6 protein-coding genes (1 of these 6 running past the window's edge) are annotated in these 24,235 nt (G+C 65.7%); 3 read left to right on the forward strand and 3 right to left on the reverse strand.

Annotated features, from left to right (window positions below; translation table 11 throughout):
* The 3 genes in view from ACIBCN_RS36650 to ACIBCN_RS36660 are tightly spaced (at most 49 nt apart) and all read left to right on the forward strand, a layout consistent with a single transcriptional unit that may run on beyond the window.
* Positions 1-19,128 carry the 3' portion of a non-ribosomal peptide synthase/polyketide synthase gene (locus tag ACIBCN_RS36650; protein WP_396996613.1) on the forward strand. 1,653 nt of this gene lie to the left of the window's left edge, so the window shows 19,128 of its 20,781 coding nt (coding positions 1,654-20,781); the start codon falls outside the window, past its left edge; its stop codon occupies positions 19,126-19,128.
* 49 nt (positions 19,129-19,177) lie between these two features.
* On the forward strand, positions 19,178-19,984 hold the full coding sequence (locus ACIBCN_RS36655; RefSeq protein ID WP_396996534.1) for an alpha/beta fold hydrolase: 807 nt from the start codon (positions 19,178-19,180) through the stop codon (positions 19,982-19,984).
* On the forward strand, positions 19,981-21,216 hold the full coding sequence (locus ACIBCN_RS36660; RefSeq protein WP_396996536.1) for a SpoIIE family protein phosphatase: 1,236 nt from the start codon (positions 19,981-19,983) through the stop codon (positions 21,214-21,216). Before ACIBCN_RS36655 ends, ACIBCN_RS36660 begins: the two co-directional genes overlap by 4 nt.
* A gap of 67 nt (positions 21,217-21,283) precedes the next feature.
* On the opposite strand, the gene ACIBCN_RS36665 is transcribed toward ACIBCN_RS36660, so the two are convergent.
* The 3 genes from ACIBCN_RS36665 to ACIBCN_RS36675 are packed head-to-tail and all read right to left on the reverse strand — an operon-like array spanning position 21,284 to position 24,205.
* On the reverse strand, positions 21,284-22,003 hold the full coding sequence (locus ACIBCN_RS36665) for an aspartate/glutamate racemase family protein (protein WP_396996538.1): 720 nt from the start codon (positions 22,001-22,003) through the stop codon (positions 21,284-21,286).
* Positions 22,004-22,013: 10 nt separating this feature from the next.
* Complete coding sequence (locus tag ACIBCN_RS36670) at positions 22,014-23,321, reverse strand: NAD(P)/FAD-dependent oxidoreductase (protein WP_396996540.1); 1,308 nt, start codon at positions 23,319-23,321, stop codon at positions 22,014-22,016.
* Between the two features lie 8 nt (positions 23,322-23,329).
* Positions 23,330-24,205 (reverse strand): family 3 encapsulin nanocompartment shell protein, encoded by an 876-nt coding sequence (locus ACIBCN_RS36675; RefSeq protein ID WP_396996542.1) that lies wholly within the window; start codon positions 24,203-24,205, stop codon positions 23,330-23,332.
* Between the last annotated feature and the right edge of the window lie 30 nt (positions 24,206-24,235).

The following is a 24,235-nucleotide window of genomic DNA, read 5'->3' on the forward strand; positions in this document are numbered from 1 at the left end:
ATCGATCCGGGATATCCCTCGGACCGGGTGGCATTTGTCCTCACCGATGCCGCGCCGGTTGTTGTCGTGACCGATTCCGCTACGGCAAAGGTGTTGCCGGATACCGCGATAGCGCATCTCTGCATCGATACGACCGACATCGGTGACGTGGTTGCGCTGGATCGAGTCAGGGTGGTGCGGCCGCAGAATTTGGCGTACGTGATCTACACCTCTGGTTCGACCGGTGTTCCTAAAGGTGTTGGTATCACGCATCGTAACGTGGTGAATCTGGTCGCTCAGGCGTGGGCGGCGGGGTCTGAGGATCGGGTGCTGGTGCATTCGTCGGTGGCGTTCGATGCCTCGACCTATGAGATTTGGCCTGCGTTGTGCGGTGGTGCGACGTTGGTGGTCGCCGGTGAGCAGCGGTCGGATCTGGTGGAGATCATCCGACTTGTCGAGACCCGTTCGGTGACAAAGATGTTCGCGACGCCGCCGCTGTTGTCGGCATTGGTCGATCATGCGGAGTCGTTGTCCGACAACCCGTTCCACAGCTTGCGGCAGGTAAATACCGGTGCCGATACGCTCACCTCAGGGCTGGTGGACGCCCTGAAAGCCAAGTGCGGGGTCGACCGGGTGGACAACTTGTACGGCCCGACCGAGGCGACGGTCGATGTGACGGCCTTCGTTGTTCCCGACGACGTCGTGGGCGCTGTCGTGCCGATCGGTACCCCGGTGGCCAATACCCGGGTGTTCGTGCTGGATTCGTGGTTGACCCCGGTTCCGGTCGGGGTCGCCGGTGAGTTGTATGTCGCCAGCGCTCAGCTGGCCCGCGGCTATCACGGCCGGTCAGGGCTGACCGCGGCTCGGTTTGTGGCCGATCCGTTCGACCCGTCAGGCGCTCGGTTGTACCGCACCGGCGATGTGGTGCGCTGGACCTCGGCCGGAGTGCTCGAGTTCGCTGGCCGGGTGGATGACCAGGTCAAGATCCGTGGCTTCCGTGTTGAGCCCGGTGAAGTCGAAACGGTGCTGGCGCAACATCCCTCGGTATCTCGGGCGGTGGTCGTGGCGCGCGACACCGACGGTGGTAAGCAGCTGGTCGGCTACGTGGTCGCCGACCGCACCAAACCGGCCGAGGGCCAGGCCAACACACCGGAACTCGACGGCGGGCAGGTCCGCCGGTTCGCGGCCGAGCGGCTGCCCGATTTCATGGTGCCGTCCGCCGTGATCGTGATCGACTCGGTGCCGCTGACCGCCAGCGGCAAACTGGACCGCGCCGCGTTGCCGGTGCCGGAGCTCCGATCGTCGGTGACCTATCGCGCGCCCGGCACCATCCAGGAACAAATGCTGGCCGCGTTGTTCGCCGAAATCCTCGGCCACGACCGAGTCGGCATCGACGACAGCTTCTTCGCGCTGGGCGGCCACTCGCTGCTGGCCACCCGCCTGGTGAGCCGGATCCGGGTGGTATTGGGCATGGAGGTGCCCATTCGGACGGTCTTCGACGCCCCGACGGTGGCGCAGTTGGGCACCAGGCTCGAAGGCCATCATCGAGCCCGGCTGGCATTGCAGGCCCGGCAGCGCCCGGCGGTGGTTCCACTGTCGTACGCGCAGCGGCGGTTGTGGTTCATCCATCGGCTGGAAGGTCCGTCGGCGACCTACAACATGCCGATAGTGGTGCGGTTGCACGGGGCGGACGAGTACGCCCTGCGGTCCGCGATCGGTGACGTGGTCGCGCGGCACGAGAGCCTGCGCACGATCTTCGTGGAAGCCGACGGTGTCCCCGCCCAGCGAGTATTGGATATCGACAGCGCCGAGGTGCCGGTAACGATCACCGACGTCGAACCCGCCGCGCTGGCGGCCGCGGTGGACGGCGCGGTGCGCTACGGGTTCGATCTGTCGTCCGAGATACCGTTGCGCGCCAGTGTGTTTCGGTGCGGCGCCGAGGACTGCGTGTTTGTGTTGTTGATCCACCACATCGCGGGTGACGGCTGGTCGGCCGCGCCGCTGTTGCGTGATCTCTCGGTGGCTTACACCGCGCGCCTGGAAGATCGAGCGCCCGGCTGGGGGTCATTGCCGGTGCAATATGTCGATTACACGTTGTGGCAGCAGGACGTGCTCGGTTCGCCGGACGATCCGGGCAGCGTGCTGTCCCAGCAGTTCGACTACTGGCGCGCCGAACTCGACGAGTTGCCGGAGCAGTTGCGGCTGCCGACGGACCGGCCGCGCCCGCGCGTGGCCAGCTACTGCGGCGATGTGGTCGCCTTCGATATCGATCCGCTGCTGCGCGCCGACGTGGAACGGCTGGCCGGTCGGGCCGGCGCGACCGTGTCGATGGTGCTGCAGTCGGCGTTGGCCGTGCTACTGTTCAAACTCGGTGCGGGGGAGGACATTCCGCTCGGATCGCCGATCGCCGGACGCACCGACGACGCCCTGAACGACCTGGTGGGGTTCTTCGTCAACAGCTGGGTGCTGCGGACCCGGGTGTCGCCGGAAACGTCGTTCACCGAACTCCTCGGTCAGGTTCGCGCGAAAGCGTTGGCGGGGTACGACAATCAGGACGTACCGTTCGAATTGCTGGTGGAGCTGCTGAAGCCGGCTCGCTCGGCGGCGCATCATCCGCTGTTCCAGGTGTCGTTGGCCTTCCAGAACAACACCCTGCCAACACTGGAGCTGCCGGGCGTTCGATACGAGCCCTACGGTGCGTCGATCGCGACCGCGCGGTTCGACCTGTTCTTCAATATCGCCGACGCGCCCGCCGGCCAGCAATGGCACGGTCTCGTCGAGTACGCGACCGAGCTGTTCGACCGGTCCACGGTCGAGGCCATGGTAACGCGGCTGGTGCGTACACTGCGGCAGCTGGTGTCGGAGCCGGGCGCGGCGGTGGGTTCGGTCGAGGTCCTCGATGCCGACGAACGCGACGTGGTGTTGCGTCGGTGGAACGACACTACTGTCGAGATTCCCGACACCACGATTGTCGATTCGATCGGGGCGCGGGTTGTCGCGGCTCCGGACGCGATCGCGGTGTTCTCCGGTGCTGAGGCGCTGTCGTATCGGGATCTCGATGCCAGGGCTGGTCAGCTTGCCCAGGAATTGATCTCGCGCGGGGTCGGCCCGGACAGCGTTGTCGCGGTCGCGCTGCCGAGGTCCGCCGACTTGATCGTGGCCCTGCTGGGTGTGTTGCGGGCCGGTGGTGCGTATCTGCCGATCGATCCGGCGTATCCGTCCGATCGGTTGGCGTTCGTCCTCACCGACGCCGCGCCGGTTGTCGTCGTCACCGACTCCGCCACCGGAAAGTCCTTGCCGCCGAACGCGGCACCACACCTGTACCTCGATGCCATCGAGAAGGCGGATCAGTCAGGTCGCGGGCGGACCGTCGCGGTAGGCCCGGACAATCTCGCCTATGTCATCTACACCTCCGGTTCCACGGGTGTGCCGAAAGGTGTTGGCATCACGCACCGTAACCTGTCGAACCTGATTTCCCAGGCTTGGCCGGTCGGTACCGACGATCGGGTGCTGGTGCATTCATCGATCGCGTTCGATGGTTCCACCTATGAGATCTGGCCGACGCTGGCCTGCGGTGCGTCGTTGGTGCTGGCCGGTGAAGCGCGATCGGATGTGCTGGAGATCGCCGAGCTGGTAGCGACGCGGTCGGTGACGAGGATGTTCTCGACACCGCCGTTGCTGGCGGCCTTGATCGATCACGCGGATTCCTTGCCCGCCAACCCTTTGCGGGGTTTGCGGGAGGTCATCGTCGGCGGTGCCGAGCTGACCGAAGCCCTTGTTCGCAAGCTGAACGCGAAGTACGCCGACGTTCAGGTCGTGAACGGATACGGGCCTACCGAAACCACCGCCTGTGTCACCAATTATGACGTCGGCAGCGACGCCGGGACTGTGCCGATCGGCCGCCCACTGGGGAATGTGCGGTTTTTCGTGCTGGATTCGTGGCTGCTGCCGGTTCCGGTCGGCGTCCCCGGTGAGCTGTATGTCGCCGGTGCCCAGCTGGGGCGTGGCTATCGCGGCCGGCCCGGGCTGACCGCGGCTCGGTTTGTGGCCGATCCGTTCGATCCGTCGGGTGGTCGGCTGTATCGCACCGGTGATGTGGTGCGCTGGAATGGCGCGGGGGAGTTGGAGTTCGTCGGCCGGGTCGATAATCAGGTGAAGATCCGAGGGTTCCGGGTCGAGCCGGGCGAGATCGAAACCATACTGGCGCAACATCCTTCGGTCGCGCGCGCGATGGTGATCGCACGCGACACCGGTCATGGCAAGCAGCTGATCGGCTACGTGGTCGCCGATGGTTCCGCGCCGGTTCAGCAGGAACTCGACGGCGCGGACGTACGCGCGTTCGCGTCCGAGCGGTTGCCGGATTTCATGGTGCCCGCGGCGGTCGTGGTGCTCGACTCGGTGCCGCTGACCGCCAACGGAAAACTGGATCGGGCGGCACTGCCGGAGCCGGAAATCACCTCCGCCGCGCGGTATCGGGCACCGCGCAGCACCGAGGAACAGATCTTGACCACGGTGTTCGCGGAGCTGCTCGGGCTCGACCGGGTAGGCGTGGACGACGGCTTCTTCGAACTCGGCGGTGACAGCATCCGCTCGATCCAGGTGGTTTCGTGGGCACGGGAACTCGGCGTCGAGATCAGTCCGCGGGAGGTGTTCGAATATCAGACTGCCGCGGCGTTGGCGGCGGTGGCCGCCGGACGGGCCGTCACCGTTCCGGTGTTGGCGGAGTTGGCCGGTGGCGGGGTCGGATGGCTGCCGCTGCTGCCCGCGGCCCGGTTCGTGCGGGAGCTCGGCGCGGGATTCGACAGCTTCACGCAGTCGCTGCTGCTCGAGCTGCCGGTGGGCATCGATCGGGCGGGTTTGGTGGCGACGTTGACCGCGGTGTTCGATCGCCATGATGTGCTGCGGTCGCGGCTGATCGATGACGAGCGCGGCGCGGGCCTCGAGGTGGCACCGGTGGGTGCGGTCGAGGTGGATCGGCTGCTGCACCGTGTCGAAATGGATGCCGTCGAACAGGATTCCGGCGAACAGGCGGAGTTGATCGCCGCCCAGGTGCGTGCGGCGGTAGGACGATTGGCTCCCTCGGCGGGATTGATGGTTCAGTTCGTGTGGTTCGACTCCGGACCCGAGCAGGCGGGCCGACTGTCGGTGGTCGCCCATCACCTGGTGATCGATGGCGTGTCGTGGCGGATTCTGTTGCCGGACTTGGCTGCCGCGTGGCGGGACGTGTCGGCGGGGGTGGCGCCGGTGCTGGCCGGGGCCGGAACCTCCCTGCGCCGGTGGGCGCACGGGTTGGTCGAGCAAGCTCGCGCACCGCAACTGGTGGCGCAGTTGTCGTGGTGGCGTTCGGTTTTGGACGCGCCCGATCCGATGCTCGGCGCGCGTGCGCTGGATCCGGTCGTGGATGTCATGGCGACCGTGGAGCAGGTGAGTGTCCAGCTTCCGGTGACGGCGACCGAAACGTTGTTGACCGCTTTGCCTTCGGCGTTCCACGGTGGGGTCGAGGACGGTTTGCTGGCGGCACTGGCGGTAGCGGTCGCCCGCTGGCGGCACCATCGCGGCGCCGGTGCGGAATCGGTGTTGATCCGGTTGGAAGGCCATGGCCGCGAGGAGAACACGGTTCCGGGTGCCGACCTGTCCAGTACCGTCGGCTGGTGCACCAGCGTGTACCCGGTGCGGCTGGCCGCGTCGGCGCACGAGTGGGATGAGCTCTGTGCCGGCGGTCCGGCCGCGGGCGTCCTGTTCAAGTCGGTCAAAGAGCAACTGCGCGCCGTGCCGGACAAGGGCATCGGGTACGGGTTATTGCGTTACCTGAACCCCGAGACAGCTCCTGTGCTGCAACAGTTGTCGAGCGGCCAGATCGGATTCAACTACCTCGGGCGGTTGACCTCGACAGATCTGTTGCCGCAACGGCTGCGGGGGACAGGCTGGGCCCCGGCCGAGGGTGGTGTGGGATCCATCGCGGCCCCGGACCCGGCGATGCCGGTGATGGCGGTGCTGGATGTCAACACGATGGTCGTCGACACCGACGAAGGCCCGGTCCTGCAAGCGGTATTCGCGGCACCCCGGGGAGTGCTGTCGAAGACTGATACAGCGAGCCTGGCGGACCTGTGGCAAGACGCGGTACTGGGGTTGGCGCAGCACGCAGGCACGACGGGTGCGGGTGGTTTGACGCCGTCGGACCTGTCGTTGGTGCGGTTGGGACAGAGCGAGATCGAGGTGTTGGAGGCCGACCATCCGGGTTTGCTGGATGTGTGGCCGTTGACTTCGATGCAGGCCGGATTGTTGTTTCACCACGTGATGGCGGAATCGGGATTCGACTCCTATCACATGCAGGTCGTATTCGGGTTGTCCGGGCAAGTGAATCCAGAGCGGATGCGCAAGGCCGGGCAGGGGCTGTTGGATCGGTATCCGAATCTGCGAGGGGGATTTGTCGCGGGCTCCCACGGTGATCCGGTCCAGGTTGTCGTCAGCGGTGTCGAATTGCCATGGCGGATAGTCGATCTGCGCGAGCTGGCCGAGTCCGATCGTGGTGCGGCGTTGGAGCGGCTGCTGATCGAGGATCAGCACACGCATTTCGAGATTGCGGTTCCGCCGCTGTTGCGGCTGACGCTGGTGCTGATGTCCGAGCAGCGCTCGGAGCTGATGTTCACCGCGCACCATCTGCTGCTGGACGGTTGGTCGCTGCCACTGCTGCTCCGGGATCTGTTGCGTCTCTACGGGTCTGATGGTGACGTTTCGGCGTTGCCGCAAGCGCCCGAATATAAGCACTTCCTGAAATGGTTGTCCGAGCAGGACTCGCACGCCAGTGTGCGGGCCTGGGTGGAAGAACTCGACGGCGTGTATGAACCCACCCTGCTCGCCAGTACGACCGGCAGCGCTGAGGGCGCCGAGGTCGAGCAGGTCGATGTACCACTCACTGCGGCAACGGCTTCGGCCTTGACCACGAGGGCTGGTGAACTCGCGATCACCTTGAACACTGTCGTGCAGGCCGCGTGGGGAATCCTGCTCGCCAAATCTACCGGCCGCAACGACGTGGTCGCCGGCGCTACTGTGTCGGGTCGTCCGCCTGCCATCGCGGGTGTGGATTCGATGGTCGGGTTGTTCATCAATACCGTGCCGGTGCGCGTGCGGTTCGGTTCCCGCGACACCCTCACCGACGTGCTGACCGGGCTGCAGGCCCGGCAAGCCGCGCTGTTCGACCATCATCACGTCGGGTTGGTCGATATCCATCAGGCGACCGGCTTGAATGTCTTGTTCGACACCCTGATCGGGTTCGAGTCCTATCCCGTCGACCAGGCCGGGATCGGCGCGGCCGCAACCACCAGCGGTATCGCCATTACCGATCTGCGCCCGAACGCGCCAACGCACTACCCGCTGACGGTCGTCGCGGGCGCCGCACCCACGCTGCAACTCCGGCTCGAATACCGCACCGATGTGTTCGATCGGGCCACTATCGAGGCGACGGCGGCGCGGTTCGTGCGGATACTGCGGCAGGTGGTTTCGGACCCGAATATCCCGGTGGGATCGATCGATATCCTCGGCACCGACGAACGCGAGTTGGTGCTGCGTCGGTGGAACGCCACCGTGACCGAAGTGCCCGACACCACCGTGGTCGGACTGTTTCAGGCGCGGGTCGCCGCGACCCCGGAGGCGATTGCCGTCGTCTGTGCTGATGTCAACGTCTCGTATCGCGAACTCGACACTCGTGCTGGGCATTTGGCGCGCTATTTGACCTCGCGTGGGGTGGGTCCCGACACCATTGTCGCGGTCGCGTTGCCTCGGTCGGCGGAGCTGATCGTGGCGATGTTGGCGGTGTTGCAGGCCGGCGCCGGGTATCTGCCGATCGATCCGGCGTATTCCTCGGATCGGTTGGCGTTCGTGCTCACCGATGCCGCGCCGGTTGCCGTCATCACCGATTCGGCGACCGCGGAAACGTTGCCCGACAACGGAACACCAAACCTCTACCTCGATGCGATCGACACCACCGATGGCTTGGCCTGGACTGGCCCGGTTGCGGTGCGTCCAGCGGATTTGGCCTATCTGATCTATACGTCTGGCTCGACAGGCGTACCTAAAGGTGTTGGCATCACGCATCGTAACGTGATGAACCTGGTCGCCCAGGCGTGGTCGTCCGGTCCTGCGGATCGGGTGCTGGCGCATTCTTCGATCGCCTTCGATGCCTCGACCTATGAGATCTGGCCCGCCCTGTGCGGTGGCGCGACCTTGGTGGTGGCCAGCGAACAGCGGTCGGATCCGGTGGAGATCACTCGGCTGGTGCAGACCTGCGCGGTGACGAAGGTTTTCGCGACGCCACCGCTGTTGTCGGCCTTGGTCGATTACGTGGACTCGTTGCCGGACAATCCTTTGCGGAGTTTGCGGCAGGTGAATACCGGAGCGGACACGCTCACCGCCGAACTGGTCGGCGGGCTGAAGGCCGAGTGCGGGGTCGAGCGGATCGACAACCTGTACGGTCCGACCGAGGCGACTGTCAATGTAACGACCTATCGCGTGCCCGAGGATGTGGACGTGGTGGTTCCGATCGGTGTCCCGGTGGCCAACACCCGGGTATTCGTGTTGGATCCGTGGCTGATGCCGGTTCCGATCGGGGCTGCTGGTGAGTTGTACGTCGCTGGTTCCCAATTGGCGCGTGGTTATCGCGGTCAGGCGGGTCTGACCTCGGCCCGGTTTGTGGCTGATCCGTTCGACTCGACTGGCGGTCGGTTGTATCGCACCGGTGATGTGGTGCGCTGGAATATCCTCGGGCAGTTGGAGTTCGTGGGCCGGGTCGATGATCAGGTCAAGATCCGAGGTTTCCGGGTCGAACTGGGTGAGGTGGAAACCGTTCTGGCGCAACATCCGGCGGTATCTCAGGCGGTACTGGTGGCACGAGGCACCGACACGGGTGGCAAGCAGCTGATCGGGTACGTGGTCGCCGACCGGGCGGGTGCCGATGGACTCGACGGGGGAGAGGTGCGCCGGTTTGCCGCCGAGCGGTTGCCGGACTTCATGGTGCCGACGGTGGTGCTGGTGATCGACTCGGTGCCGTTGACCGCGAGCGGCAAGCTCGACCGCAAGGCGCTGCCGGATCCGAAGCTGAGCTCGTCGGTGGCGTATCGAGCGCCGCGTACGGATCAGGAGCAGGTGCTGGCCGGTGTGTTCGCCGAGGTTCTCGGTGTACCACGGGTGGGGGTGGATGACAGCTTCTTCGAGCTGGGTGGTGACAGTATTCGCTCGATTCAGGTGGTGGCGCGGGCGCGGGGGTTGGGGGTGGAGGTCAGTCCGCGGGAGGTGTTCGAGTATCGGACGGCAGCGGCATTGGCGGCGGTCGCGCACACCCGTACGGTGACGGGTCCCGTATTGGCGGAGTTGGCCGGTGGTGGGACCGGATGGATGCCACTGCTGCCGGTAGCGCGGTTCGTGCGGGAGTTGGGTGCGGGATTCGACAGTTTCACGCAGTCGATGTCGCTCGATCTGCCAGTGGGTATTGATCGGGCGGGGTTGGTGGCGACGTTGGCCGCGGTGCTCGATCGACACGATGTCTTGCGGTCGCGATTGGTCGATGACGAGCGCGGTGCCGGGCTCGAGGTGGCGCCGGTGGGCGGCGTGGACGTGGATCGGTTGCTGCACCGCGTCGAGATGGCCGCCGTCGAGCAGCAGTACGGCGATAAGGCCGAGGCGATCGTCGCGCTGGCGGGGGCGGCGGCCGGGCGGTTGGCTCCGGCGGCGGGGGTCTTGGTGCAATTCGTGTGGTTCGATGCCGGACCCGCTCGGGCGGGCTGGTTGTCGATCGTGGCTCATCACTTGGTGGTCGATGGTGTGTCGTGGCGGATTCTGTTGCCGGACTTGGCGTCTGCGTGGCGGGACGTGTCGGCGGGACTGACTCCGGTGTTGCCGGGGACCGGGACCTCGATGCGGCGCTGGGCACACGGGTTGGTCGAGCAAGCGGCCCGGCCGGAGCGGGTGGCCGAGTTGTCTTGGTGGTCTTCGGTTCTCGACGGACCTGATCCGATATTGGGACGCCGGGCACTGGACCCCACGATCGACGTGATGGCCACCGTCGAGCATGTTCAGGTCCAGATTCCGGTGTCGGTGACCGAACCGCTGTTGACAATGTTGCCCGCGGTGTTCCGTGGCGGCGTAGAAGACGGGTTGCTGGCGGCCTTGGCTGCCGCGGTGACCCGCTGGCGCGACGAGCACGGTGTGCGTGCGGAATCGGTTCTGATCCGGTTGGAAGGCCATGGCCGCGAGGAGGACACTGTTCCCGGTGCCGATCTTTCGAGTACGGTCGGCTGGTTCACCAGCATGTTCCCGGTTCGATTGGCCGCGTCGGCACTGGAGTGGGAGCAGCTGTGCGCCGGTGGTCCGGCCGCGGGGACACTGGTGAAGTCGGTGAAGGAGCAACTGCGCGGCGTGCCGGACAAGGGCATCGGATACGGGTTGCTTCGCTACCTCAATCCCGAGACAGCCGCTGTGCTGCGACAGTATTCGACCGGCCAGATCGGATTCAACTACCTGGGCCGGGTCACCTCGATGGACCTGTTGCCGCCGCGCCTGCGAGGAGCGGGCTGGACGCCCTCGGCCGATGTCGGACAGATGATTACGCCGCTGGATCCGGCGATGCCTGCGATGTCGGTGCTGACGGTGAACATGTTGGTGGTCGATACCGACGAAGGTCCGGTGTTGCAGGCGGTATTCGCCGCCCCTGCGGGAGTGTTGGCGGACACCGAGATTCGGGAGCTGGCCGACCTGTGGCGGAGCGCGGCGATGGGGTTGGCCCGGCATGCCACCGTGCCGGGTGCGGGGGGTTTGACGTCGTCGGACCTGTTGGCACCGTTGGGTCAGGGTGAGATCGAGGTGTTGGCGGCTCGGTATCCGGGGTTGGCGGACGTGTGGCCGTTGACGTCGATGCAGTCGGGGTTGTTGTTCCACCAGGTATTCGCGGGTTCGGGGTTCGACGCCTATCACATGCAGGTCGTTTTCGGGTTGTCCGGACGGGTGGATCCGCAGCGAATGCGGGCGGCCGGTCAATGGATGCTGGACCGGTATCCGAATCTGCGGGTGGGCTTTGTCGCGGGCGCCCATGGTGATCCGGTGCAGGTCGTTGTCGACGGTGTCGAATTGCCCTGGTGTGTACTGGATTTGCGTGAGCTGGACGATAGCGCACGTGATGCGGCGGTGGAGCGGCTGCTGATCGAGGATCAGCACACCCATTTCGATGTGACGGTTCCGCCGTTGCTGCGATTGACGCTGGTGCTGCTGTCCGATGTGCGCTCTGAGCTGGTATTCACCGCCCATCATGTGCTGGTGGACGGCTGGTCGTTGCCAATGCTGATCCGAGACCTGTTCGGCCGCTACGGTTCCAGTGCCGACACCACCGTATCGCCGCAACCACCCGCCTTCAAAGAGTTCTTGAAGTGGTTGGGCGAGCAGGATTCCCGGGCGGCCATCGAGGCGTGGACTCGGGAACTCGACGGCGTGCGTGAGCCGACACTCCTCGCCGGCAAGGCCGACGCCGGGAATGCCGTCGTGGGCGAGGTAGCGCGGGTCGAGGTACCGCTGCCGGAGGAGACGGCGCTGGCATTGAGCCGCCGGGCCACGGCCCTTGGCATCACGCTGAACACTGTTGTGCAAGGCGGGTGGGGGATTCTGCTGGCCGTATCGACCGGCCGGCACGACGTGATCACCGGCGTGACCGTGTCGGGTCGTCCGCCGGTGCTGCCGGGTGTGGATTCGATGGTCGGGTTGTTCATCAATACCGTGCCGGTGCGCGTGCGGTTCGGTTCCCGCGACACCCTCACCGACGTGCTGACCGGGCTGCAGGCCCGGCAAGCCGCGCTGTTCGACCATCATCACGTCGGGTTGGTCGATATCCATCAGGCGACCGGTTTGAATGTCTTGTTCGACACCCTGATCGGGTTCGAGTCCTATCCCGTCGACCAGGCCGGAATAGGTGCGGTCGCGGCCTCATCCGGTGTGGCGATCACCGATGTAGAACCCAAAACGCCCTCGCACTACCCCCTGACGGTCGTAGCCAATGCGGCCCCAGCCTTGCGACTGCACTTCGAATACCGCACCGATTCGTTCGATCGGCGCACGGTCGAGGCGTTGGCGACCCGGTTCGCGCGGATTCTGCGGCAGGTCGTGTCGGATTCGGATGTCGTGGTGGGATCGATCGATGTCCTCGGCAGCGACGAACGCGAGTTGGTGCTGCGTCGGTGGAATAACACCACCGCGGAATTCCCGGACACCACAATCAACGGACTGTTCGAGTCGCAGGCTGCCGCGGCACCGGATAGCGTCGCGGTTGTCTACGGTGACGACGAGCCGACGTACCGAGAGCTCGATATTCGTGCCGATCGTCTTGCGCGGGTGCTGGTTTCCCGTGGGGTGGGCCTGGATGATGTTGTCGCGGTTGCCTTGCCCCGATCGGTAGACCTGATCGTGGCGTTGCTTGCCGTGTTGAAGGCCGGTGGTGCGTATTTGCCGATCGATCCGGCTTATCCGTCGGATCGGTTGTCGTTCATCCTCAGCGATGCTGCGCCGGTTGTCGTCGTGACCGATTCCGCTACCGCACCACTGCTGCCCGCTGCCGAGGCGCCGCACCTCTACCTCGAAACACTCGCGCCGGACGGGCCCGGTCTGGATCGGGTTGTCGCGGTGGGGCCACAGAATCTGGCCTATGTGACCTACACCTCCGGCTCCACCGGTGTCCCCAAAGGTGTTGCCGTCACCCACCGCAACGTGGTGGCCTTCGCGACTAAGCCGGATTGGCGGGGAGGTGCGCACGACAGGGTGCTGGTGCATTCCTCGGTCGCATTCGATGCCTCCACCTATGAGATATGGGTTCCGCTGTTGGGCGGTGCCCGGGTAGTTGTCGCGCAGTCGGAACGCACCGATATCGCGGCGCTCGGCCGGCTGCTCGTGGCGAGGGGGGTCACCGCGGCATTCCTCACCACCCGGTTGTTCGAGTTGTTCGTCGACCACTGCCCCGAGGCGCTCGCCGGGCTTCGCCAGGTGTGGACTGGTGGCGAGGAGATGCCGCCGGAGGTGTTCGACCGTGCGTTGCGGATGTGCCCCGAGACGCGCATCGTGCATACGTACGGCCCTACCGAGACAACGACGTTCGCGATCCGACGACAGTTCGAATCTGCGCAACGCCTCGACGGCGGTTCGGTTCCGATCGGTTCCTCGCTGGCCAATGTGCGTGCATTCGTGCTGGATTCGTGGTTGAAGCCGGTGCCGATCGGGGTTGCCGGTGAGTTGTATTTGGCCGGTGCGCAGTTGGCGCGTGGTTATCGCGGTCGCGCTGGGTTGACCGCTGAGCGGTTTGTGGCTGATCCGTTCGACCCAACTGGTGACAGGTTGTACCGCACTGGTGATGTCGTGCGTTGGAATGCCGCGGGCGAGTTGGAGTTTGTCGGCCGGGTCGATGATCAGGTCAAGATCCGGGGCTTCCGGATCGAACCTGGTGAAGTCGAAACCGCACTGGCTCAGCACCCCGCGGTCTCCCAGGCTGTCGTAGTGGTGCGCGGCACCGCCGTCGGCGGCAAGCAGCTGATCGGGTATGTGGTCGCCGGCCGGGCTAGCTCGATCGAGGGCGACGGACTCGATGGCGGACAGGTGCGCCGGTTCGCCGCCGAGCGCCTGCCGGAGTTCATGGTGCCCGCCGCGGTGATCGTGATCGACTCGGTGCCGCTGACCGCGAACGGGAAACTCGACCGTGCCGCGCTGCCCGTGCCCGAGTTGGTGTCCTCCGTGGCGTATCGGGCGCCGGGCACGCTCCAGGAGCGGATGGTGGCCGAGTTGTTCGGCGAGGTCTTGGGGCTGACACAGGTCGGGGTCGACGACAGCTTCTTCGAGTTGGGTGGTCATTCCCTACTGGCTACCCGTCTGATCAGTCGGATTCGGGTGGTGCTCGGCGTCGAGGTGCCGATCCGGACGGTGTTCGATGCTCCGACGGTGGCGCAGTTGGTGACTCGGCTCGATGCCGGGGTGCGGGTGCGTCCGGCGTTGCTGGCGCGGCCGCGTCCGGATGTGGTGCCCTTGTCGTTCGCGCAGCGGCGGTTGTGGTTCATCCATCGGCTGGAGGGGCCCTCTGCCACCTACAACATCCCGCTGGCCGTGCGGTTGCGCGGGGCGGACGTGTCGGTGTTGACCGCCGCGGTCGGTGATGTCGTTGTCCGGCACGACAGTTTGCGCACCATCTTCGTCGAAGCCGACGGTGTCCCGACACAGCAGGTGCTCGATGCCGGCAGTGTCGAGGTCCCGGTGAGCATCACCGACGTGGAGCCCGCTGAGGTGGACGCGGCGGTGATCGAGGCGGCGCGATACGGGTTCGACCTGTCGACGCAGATCCCGATTCGGGTCACGGTGGTGCGATACGGCGTGGACGAGTGTGTCGTGGTCTTGTTGATCCATCACATTGCCGGTGACGGCTGGTCGATGACGCCGTTGCTGCGGGATCTCTCGGTGGCGTATTCCGCGCGCGCTGAGGATCGAGCGCCAGGGTGGTCACCGCTGCCGGTGCAGTACGTCGATTACACGTTGTGGCAGCGGGACTTGCTGGGTTCGCAGACCGACCCGGACAGCGTGCTCTCACAACAGTTCGACTATTGGCGTCGTGAACTCGACGGCTTGCCGGAGCAACTGCGGTTGCCGACGGATCGGCCGCGGCCTCGGGTCGCCAGTTATCGCGGCGACATGGTTTTCTTCAGCATCGATGCCGACACCAGGACGGGACTGGAACGATTGGCCGCCCGCGAGGGTGCGACGATGTCGATGGTGTTGCAGTCGGCCTTGGCGGTGCTGTTGTTCAAGCTCGGCGCGGGGGAGGACATTCCGATCGGCGCACCGGTTGCCGGCCGCACCGACGAGGCGTTGACCGATCTGGTCGGGTTCTTCGTCAACAGCTGGGTGCTGCGGGCGAAAGTGGCTCCCACCGCGTCGTTTGCCGAAATTCTCGGCGAGGTCAGGGCGAAAGCGCTGGCCGGGTACGAGAATCAGGACGCACCGTTCGAGTTTCTTGTGGAGTTGCTCAACCCGACGCGGTCGGCGGCACATCATCCGTTGTTCCAGGTGTCGTTGGCATTTCAGAACAACACCCTGTCAACGATCGACTTGCCGGGAGTCGAGGTCGAGCCTTACAACGCATCCATCGCGACCTCGCGGTTCGACCTGTTCTTCAATATCGCCGATGCGCCTGCCGGTCAACAGTGGGGCGGGTTCGTCGAATATGCGACCGAGTTGTTCGACCGGTCCACGGTCGAGGCAATGGCGGCGCGGTGGGCCCGGATACTGCGGCAGGTCGTGGCGGACCCGAGTACGCCGGTGGGGTCCATCGATGTACTCGATGCCGACGAACGCGACTTGCTGTTGGACAGGTGGAACGACACCACGGTCGACGTCGAGGGCATCACCCTGGTCGAGCTGTTCCAGGCCCACGTCGCTCGTACGCCCCAGGCAGCCGCGGTGATCTGTGGCGATACCGAATTCTCGTATCGGGACCTGGAAACCCGGGCGAACACGCTTGCGCGTGTGCTGATCTCGCGTGGGGTGGGTCCGGACGATGTCGTCGCGGTCGCCTTGCCCAGATCCGCGGAACTGATCGTGGCGTTGCTGGCGGTATTGAAAGCCGGCGGCGGGTATCTGCCGATCGATCCGGCGTATCCGTCGGAGCGGCTGGCGTTCATCCTCGACGATGCCGCCCCGGTCGTCGTCGTGACCGATCATGACACCGCCGACACCCTGCCTGCTACCGCCACTCCGCGCTTGTATTTGGATGCTCTCGAGACCATTGACGGGTCGGACAGCTTCGATCAGGTGGTGGTGCGGCCGCAGAATTTGGCCTATGTGATCTACACGTCCGGTTCTACCGGCATCCCCAAAGGTGTTGGCATCACACACCGTAACGTGGTGAATCACGTTTCGCAGGGATGGTTGACCGGACCGGCCGAGCGGGTGCTGGTGCATTCGTCGATGGCCTTCGACGCGTCGACCTACGAGATGTGGGCGGCATTGTGTGCCGGTGGCGGTCTGGTAATAGCCAGTGAGCTGCGTTCGGATCCGGGTGAAATGCTCGACCTGGTCGCCAGGCGATCGGTGACGAGGATATTCGCGACACCGGCGCTGCTGTCGGTGTTGCTGGAGCGCGTCGAAGCTATGCCCGGCAATGCATTCCAGGGTGTGCGCCAGGTGATTGCCGGTGGTGCCGAACTCTCCTCGGCCTTGGTGCGCCGGGTCAAGGCCGTGGCCCCTGAGGTAGCGGTGGTCAATGGCTACGGACCGACCGAGACCACCGTTTTCGCGACGACCTTCGCTGCCGACGCGGACTCGGAGGGGTCCGTGCCGATCGGGCGGCCGTTGCTCAATATGCGGGCGTACGTGCTGGATTCGCGCTTGCTGCCGGTCCCAGTTGGCGTCACCGGTGAGTTGTATGTAGCCGGTGCCCAATTGGCGCGGGGATATCGGGGCAGGGCTGGATTGACCTCGACCAGGTTTGTCGCCGACCCCTTCGACCCGGCAGGCGGTCGGTTGTATCGCACCGGCGATGTGGTGCGCTGGACCTCGGCGGGCGCACTGGAGTTCGTCGGCCGAGTCGATGATCAGGTCAAGATCCGCGGCTTCCGAGTCGAACCCGGCGAGGTCGAAACCGTGCTGGCGCAACATCCTTCGGTATCCCAAGCCGTAGTGGTCGTGCGCGAGACCGACATCGGCGGCAAGCAGCTGATCGGCTATGTGGTGCCCGAGCGGTCCGGACCGGTGGTCGGTGAAGACGAACTGGTCGGGCAGTGGCAGCGGGTCTATGACGACTTGTATTCCGCCGCGGACGACACCGAGAGCGGTGCGGATACCGAAAGTGCTCCGTTCGGTGCCGATTTCGGCGGCTGGAACAGCAGCTACACCGGAGCCGCGATTCCGCTGGACCAGATGCGGGTCTGGCAGTCGGCCACGGTCGAGCGGATTCGCGCGCTCGCGCCACGGCGGGTACTCGAGATCGGTGTCGGATCGGGCCTGTTGCTGTCGCAGCTGGCTCCGGAATGCGACGAGTACTGGGCCACGGACTTCTCGGCCGCGACAATCGCCACGCTGCGGGCGCGATTGGGTGAGCTGAACGAGGATTGGGCCGACCGGGTCGAGCTGAGCGTGCGCGGCGCGGACGACATCGACGGATTGCCGGAGAGCTATTTCGACACCGTGGTGTTGAACTCGGTGATCCAGTACTTCCCCGGCGAGCGGTATCTGCGTCGAGTACTCGAACAGGTATTGGGCCTGCTCGCTCCCGGCGGTGCCGTGTTCCTCGGCGATATCCGTAATCTGGCGCTGCTGGCGGAGTTCACCACCGCGGTCCAGATCGCACGCAACGGCGGCGACGATCCAGCGGCCGTCAGCGACCGAGTGCGCCGGGACATCGCCGCGGAGCAGGAGCTGCTGCTCTCGCCCGAGTACTTCCTGGCCGTGAGTCGTGCCCTCGACTTCGACGGCGTCGATATCGAGCTGAAGCGCGGATACGCCGTGAACGAGCTGACCAGATATCGATACGACGTGGTCCTGCGCAAGACCCCGGCGACCACACTGTCGGTCGCCGACGCGCCGAAAGTCCAGTTCTGTGACCATGTTTGGCTGCGCGCACTGTTGCGCACCCGGCATCCCGACGGCATCCGGGTCCTCGGGATCCCGCATGCCGGACTGACCGGGCAGATCGAAGCCGTGCAGCAGATCCGGGCGGGCAATCCGGTGCAGGCCGACGCACAACTCGTTCCGCTCGCGGTCGGTTTCGAAGGCGTGGTCGCCGACCACGCCGCGCGACTCGACGCGGGTCTGCTGCCCGAAGACCTGCACGTCCTCGGACAGCAACTCGGATACACCACCGCGGTCACCTGGTCGGCGGTGGCAGGACACATGGACGCGGTCTTCGTCGAGACCGAGACGGCCAAGGATCGCCCGCTGACCGGCGTGTACCTGTCCCCGGCAGCGGTAGCGGAACCGGCGAGGTACGCCAACAGCCCGCAGGCGAGCCTGCTGGCCGCCGACGTGCGCCGGTGGGCCGATGAGCGGTTGCCGGAGTTCATGGTGCCCGCGACCGTGCTGGTGCTCGACAGCGTGCCGTTGACGGCGAACGGAAAGATCGATCGCGGCGCACTGCCCGACCCGGAAGTATTGTCCGCCAACGAGTATCGCGGCCCGCGCGACGAACGCGAGCGGACGTTGACGGAGTTGTTCGCCGAGATCCTCGGCCTCGACCGTGTCGGCATCGACGACGACTTCTTCGCACTCGGTGGGCATTCGCTGCTGGCCACCCGCCTCACCAGCCGGATCCGGGCGGTGGTCGGTGTCGATTTGCCGGTTCGGGTGATCTTCGACGCGCCCACCGTCGCCGAGCTGGCGGCCAGGCTCGACGAAGGCGGCGCCGCGGGCACGGATTTCGATCCGATCCTGATCCTGAAGAGTTCCGGCTCGCGGGAACCGCTGTGGTGTCTGCATCCCGGCGGTGGTCTCGGCTGGTTCTACCAGCAGCTCGGCCGGCACCTGCCCGATCGGCCGGTGTACGCCATTCAGTCTCGCGGCCTCGACGGCGGACCGACGGCAGCCTCCATGGCGGAGATGGTGGCGGACTACATCGATCGGCTGCAGACGCTGCAGAGCGAGGGGCCCTACCATCTGCTCGGCTGGTCCTATGGTGGCGTGGTCGCGCACGCGATGGCCGCCGAATTGTCCAGGCGGGGAATGCGAGTCGGATTCCTCGGCGTCCTGGACAGTCAGCCGCCGCAGGGGGCGGCCGCGGATTCCGACGTCACCGACGAGCAGGCCATGGTCGGTATCCGGGCCTGGGCCGACGACCGGTTCGGCGATCAGCTGGACGCGCCGGTCATTCAGGAGTTGGTGGAACGGCTGACCAAGGTCCTCGTCAACAACTGCCGACTGTGGGAGGGCTACACCTCGCCGCATTACGACGGCGACATGACAGTCTTCGGCGCGACGCTCGATCAGGAGGGGAACCGAACGGTCGACGCCAAGAACGAGCTCGAACACGCCTGGCACGGATACCTCGGCGGCCATCTCGAGGTCATCGAGGTGGACTGTGCGCACGGCGACTTCGATCGCCCCGAAATGATGAGTCTGGTCGGCCGAATACTGAACACCCTGCTGTGATCGGTACGCCACCGCGCGCCTTCGGGCCGCGAGGTGGCAGGATGGCCAAGTGAATGCGAGCAGCAAGAACAATGTCGTGGTGATCGGTCGAGACGACGGTCCCACGGTGCTGCTCGCGCACGGTTTCGGGTGCGACCAGAATTTATGGCGGCTCGTCGCGCCCGCCTTGGCCGAGCGGTTCCGGGTGGTGTTGTTCGATCACGTCGGCGCGGGCAAGTCGGATCTGGCGGCGTGGTCGGCGCAGCGGTACAGCACGCTCGACGGGTATGCCGCCGACATTGTCGAGCTGTGCGCCGAGCTGGAGCTGCGTGACGTGGTGCTGGTCGGGCACTCGGTGTCGGCGATGATCGCCGTCTTGGCGGCTGTCCGCGACCCTGACAGGTTCGCCAAGCTGGTCCTGCTGACGCCCTCCCCGTGCTACATCGATGACGGCGACTACCGGGGCGGGTTCAGTCGCGCGGACATCGACGAGCTGCTCGAATCGCTGGACAGCAACTATCTGGGCTGGTCGGCGACCATGGCGCCGGTGATCATGGGCAATCCCGAACGGCCCGAGCTCGGCGCGGAATTGACCGAGAGCTTCTGCCGCACCGACCCCGCGATCGCGCGGGTCTTCGCGCAGACCACGTTCCTGTCCGACAATCGTGCCGATCTGGCGCATGTCACCGTGCCGACGTTGATCATCCAGAGCCGCGAGGACGCCATCGCCCCGCCCGAGGTCGGCCGGTTCGTGCACGACCAGATCGCGGGCAGCACCCTCGTGACCCTGGACGCGACCGGACATTGCCCGCAGCTGAGCGCACCCCAGGCCACCTTTCGAGCGATAGCGGACTTCGCGGCGGCGAGCGCGCCATGATCCGCCAGGCCGACGACGACCGCAGCAGCGGTGGTTGCGGCGAGCCCGACGATGTCGGCGCGAATCCGGCCTTCTCGGCGCTGCTGGAAGACAGCGCCGAAGACCTCTACGAAAACGCCCCGTGCGGTTACCTTTCCACGCTGATGGACGGCACGATCGCCAAAATCAATGGCACGTTGCTCGATTGGCTCGGCTACCGACGCGACGAACTGGTGGGCCGACGGCGGTTCACCGATCTGCTGAGCGTGGGCGGGCGGATCTATCACGAGACGCATATCGCGCCGACGCTCAGCATGCACGGCGAAATCGGCGGGCTCGCACTGGAACTAAAGGCCGCCAACGGGACTCGACTACCGGTGCTGGTGACGTCGGTGGTCAAAACCGGGCCCGACGGCACCGCGCAGCTGATTCGCACCACCATCTTCGACGCCCGCGACCGCCGCGCCTACGAGCAAGAACTGTTGCGCGCCCGCCAAGATGCCGACCGGGAACGCGACCGCGTGCTGAAACTCGCCACCACGCTACGGCGGACGCTGATCCCGCCCACCTTGCCGACGATCCCCGGAATGGACGTCGCCGCCTACTATCATCCCGCATCGATCGACGAGGTGGGCGGCGACTTCTACGACCTGTTTCCACTGGCAGGGGACACCTGGGGGTTCTTCCTCGGCGACGTCTCCGGCAAGGGCGCCCCGGCGGCCGCGGTCACCTCGCTGGCCCGATACACCCTGCGCGCCGCGGCCGCCTCCGACCCGGATCCCGTCGCGGCACTGGCCATCCTGAACACCGTGCTCAACCACGAATACCACGGCATCGATCCCCGCTTCTGCACCGTGATCTACGGCCAGCTGATCCCGGATGCCAACGGCTGCACCGTCATTCTCGCCAGCGGCGGCCACCCGCCCGCGGTCCTGCTCGGGGCAACCGGCGGCGCACGGTTTCTCGACATCCCCGGCGGCCAACTGGTCGGCGCGCTACCCAACGCCCACTTCGCGAGCATCGAATTCCGTCTCGACCCCGGTGACACCCTGCTGCTCTACACCGACGGCCTCACCGAAGCGCGCACAAAAGGCTCCGTTCGCCACACCGAAGAGGAGCTGCTGACCTTCCTCGGCCCGCTGGCCCCGACCACCGCACCCGGAGTAGTCGGCGCGGTGACCGACCTGCTGGCTCGCTTCGGCGAAGGCGTCGACGACGACACCGCGTTGCTCGCGTTAAGCCTCCCCACCTAGACAATCCGCGCACATTTTCGGGATTCGCACCGGTTCCACGGCCCTATTCGGACTGTGGATTTCGCCGTTAGCGGGGGAAGGGGCGGTGGGTGAGGGTTTGGTGGACCATTTGGGTGAGGGTGACTATGTCGAAGACGGGGAGGGCTAGGTGGGATTGGATGGTGTGGGCGTAGGGGACCAGGTCGGTGCATTCGATTACCAGGGCGCCCATGTCGGGGTTGGCGGCGGCCAGTTGGTCGATTTCGTGTAGGACTTCCTGACCTAGGCGGTCGGCGTTCAGGTTGTTGCGGCGGCCTTCGAGGATTACCTCGCGGAATTCTGGTTGGTTGTCCATTCCGGCTATGCAGATGGGTACTGATTCGGCGCCGATCGCTTGGAGGTGGCGTCGGGTCAGGGCGGCTTTTTTGGCTACCAGTAGGCCTACTTTGCGGTCCGCGGCGAGCATGCGGTGGACCATGGGGACTTGGATCAGGCTGGAGCTGTACAGGGGTATTTGGACGGCGTCCGCCAATTGTTGTTGGAAGATGACCAGGAAGCCGCAGCCGCTGGTAATTGCCGCTGCCCCTTGGGCTTCGAGTTCCTTGGCGGCGATGATGAATGGCTCGAGCAGGGTGGGGTCGGCTTCGGTGACCATTCGTTGCGGGGTCGCGCCGTGCACCACCTGATAGATGACGGGGAAGTCGAAGGTGGTGCGGTTGCGGATGTGGCCGGGGATTTTGGTGAATGCGGTGTCGAGGCAGAGCACGCCGATGATGGTGTCGCCCTTGACACCTGGGTTTTCGATCACTGGTAACGCCTTAAGAGATAATGCTGTCGAAACGGTCCGGCTGTAGTGGGGTCGGGTCGGTGGTCGGATCCTGGCCGGCCAGGATGTGGCTGATGAGTTCGCCACCGGCGGGTGCGAGTCCCATGCCGATGTGGCCGTAGCCGACTGCGACCACGAGGTTGCGCAGGCCGGTGCGGCCGATCAGTGGCACCCCGTCCGGCGTGCAGGGACGCAAACCACTCCAGGTCTCGCGGGTTCGCGTTTCCGCCAAGTCGGGCAGGTATTCGCCGACAGTACGCAGCATTCCCCGCACGCGCCGTTCGGAGATGGCGGTGCTCATTCCGATCAGCTCGAGCCTGCCCCCGATGCGTAGCCGGTCACCCAGAGGCACCATCGCCATGCGGCCCTCACTCAGCAACACCGGTCGGCTGGGGCCACCGGGCGGCATGTCCATGGTGACGCTGTAACCCTTGATCGGTTGCAGCGTCAGGCCGACGCCAGCCATGCGCGCGCACTCGGTCGACCATGCGCCCGCGGCGACGACCACCTCACCGGGGTGAAAATCCCCGCGATTCGTGTGCAGCCGTTCGATTGCGCCCGCGGTGACCTCGAAGCCGGTCAGGTCGGTGTGTTCGCGGATCTCGACGCCCATCTCGCGCAGCACCTGGCCGAATTCGACAACGAACTCCGGCACCTGGAGATACGCGCCGTCCGGGTTGTACAGGGCACCACGAATGTCGAAGCGAGTCTTCGGCTCGAGCTCCTCGAGTTCCCCTGGGCCGAGGACACGCAGCGGTACTCCGTTGGCGACGGTGCGCGAGACGGCTCGGCTGGCGTCGGCGAATCCGTGGGCGGTCTTGTAGGCCAGCACGATTCCCGGTGACTCGAAAGTGGCGGCGATACTTGGTGATTCACACAGCTCGAGGAGTATTTCGAGACTGCGCTTCTTCATCCCGATCAGTGTCCGGAAACCCGCCGCAGCGGCCGCCGGGGTACAGGCACGCCCGAAAAGCCGCAGCCAGCGCAGCAATTCGCGGTCCGCGCTCGGCTTGACGTAAAAGGGCGCGTCCGCACTGAGCATGCCGAGCGAGCGCAGCGACCGCATCCCCGGCTCGGCCAGTGGCGCGGCACCGTGGGTGCCGACGAAACCCGTATTCCCATACGAACACGACTGCGGCCCACCGAGCGCCCCACGTTCGAGCACCGTGACCGAGGCCCCGGCGCGGCGCAGGTGATAGGCGCAGAACAATCCGGCGACCCCGCCGCCGACGACCACCACGTCCGGGTCGCTGCGGTCACCCGTGCCCTTGGGCACGGGGGCCGCCTGCTCACTCGTCACGGACCGACCTACACGGTCACGACGAAGAAGTTGGTCGGAAGGTTGACCACGACCCGCTCGTAGATCTCGGCCTTGACCGCCGCGCCCGGCTCGGCGAAGGTCCCCGGCGGCGGTTCGGCGAAACGGATCACCGACCGTCCCGCATCGAAAAGCTGTGCGCCATGGCCGAAGTCGCCGACGATGGCGCTGCCCGGTTCGACCAGGCGGGTGCGGCAGATGAACACGCCGTTCTCTTCGAGGTCCGCCATCAGGCGGCTGGTGCCAAGGGCGCGGTAGTAGTCAACCGGGTTGATGATCAGCCCATCGGCGGTGCCGCCCATCTGCTCGACCTCGTTGCAGGCCCACAGGATCGTCGAGGTGAAGGGGCCGGGGCTGGTTATCCGTGCGATACCGGGGATGTTCAGCAGGCCGCCCTCGCCACTGATGATGGTGTAGTTCTCGGCGGTGCAGAGCCGGACGATCAACCGATAGTTGATGAACGATTCGAAAGTCTCCGGGTCCGCCCACATTTCGGGCGGTACCTGCACCCAGGCCGTGGTGGTGAGCAATTCCGGGATCGGCGACTTGTGGAACCGGCTGGCCAGTTCGCGCCGGACCTCGGCACCCTCGATCGGTGCGTCCGCCGTGCCCGGCGCGCTCTCGTGCCAATAGAACTTGCGCGGATCACGAGACAGGTCAATGGCTTTGAGTACATTGCGCGCGGGGTAACGCGGCTTGCGCCGCGAGCTGGTGAGGGTGTCGGTGATGGTCACGTCGTACTCGACCGACGCGTCGAGTCCCTTTTCCGCGCAGGCCTCGACGAACATCCGCCCCGGCGAAAGCTCCTTCTTCCGATCCGAGACCACCTGCGCGAGCGTCTCTTTGATGCCTTCGGTCTTCAGCATGTAGTGATTCCTTCCATGTCATCGGCGACT

This window comes from Nocardia sp. NPDC051052 (assembly GCF_044456045.1).
Classification (GTDB): domain Bacteria; phylum Actinomycetota; class Actinomycetes; order Mycobacteriales; family Mycobacteriaceae; genus Nocardia.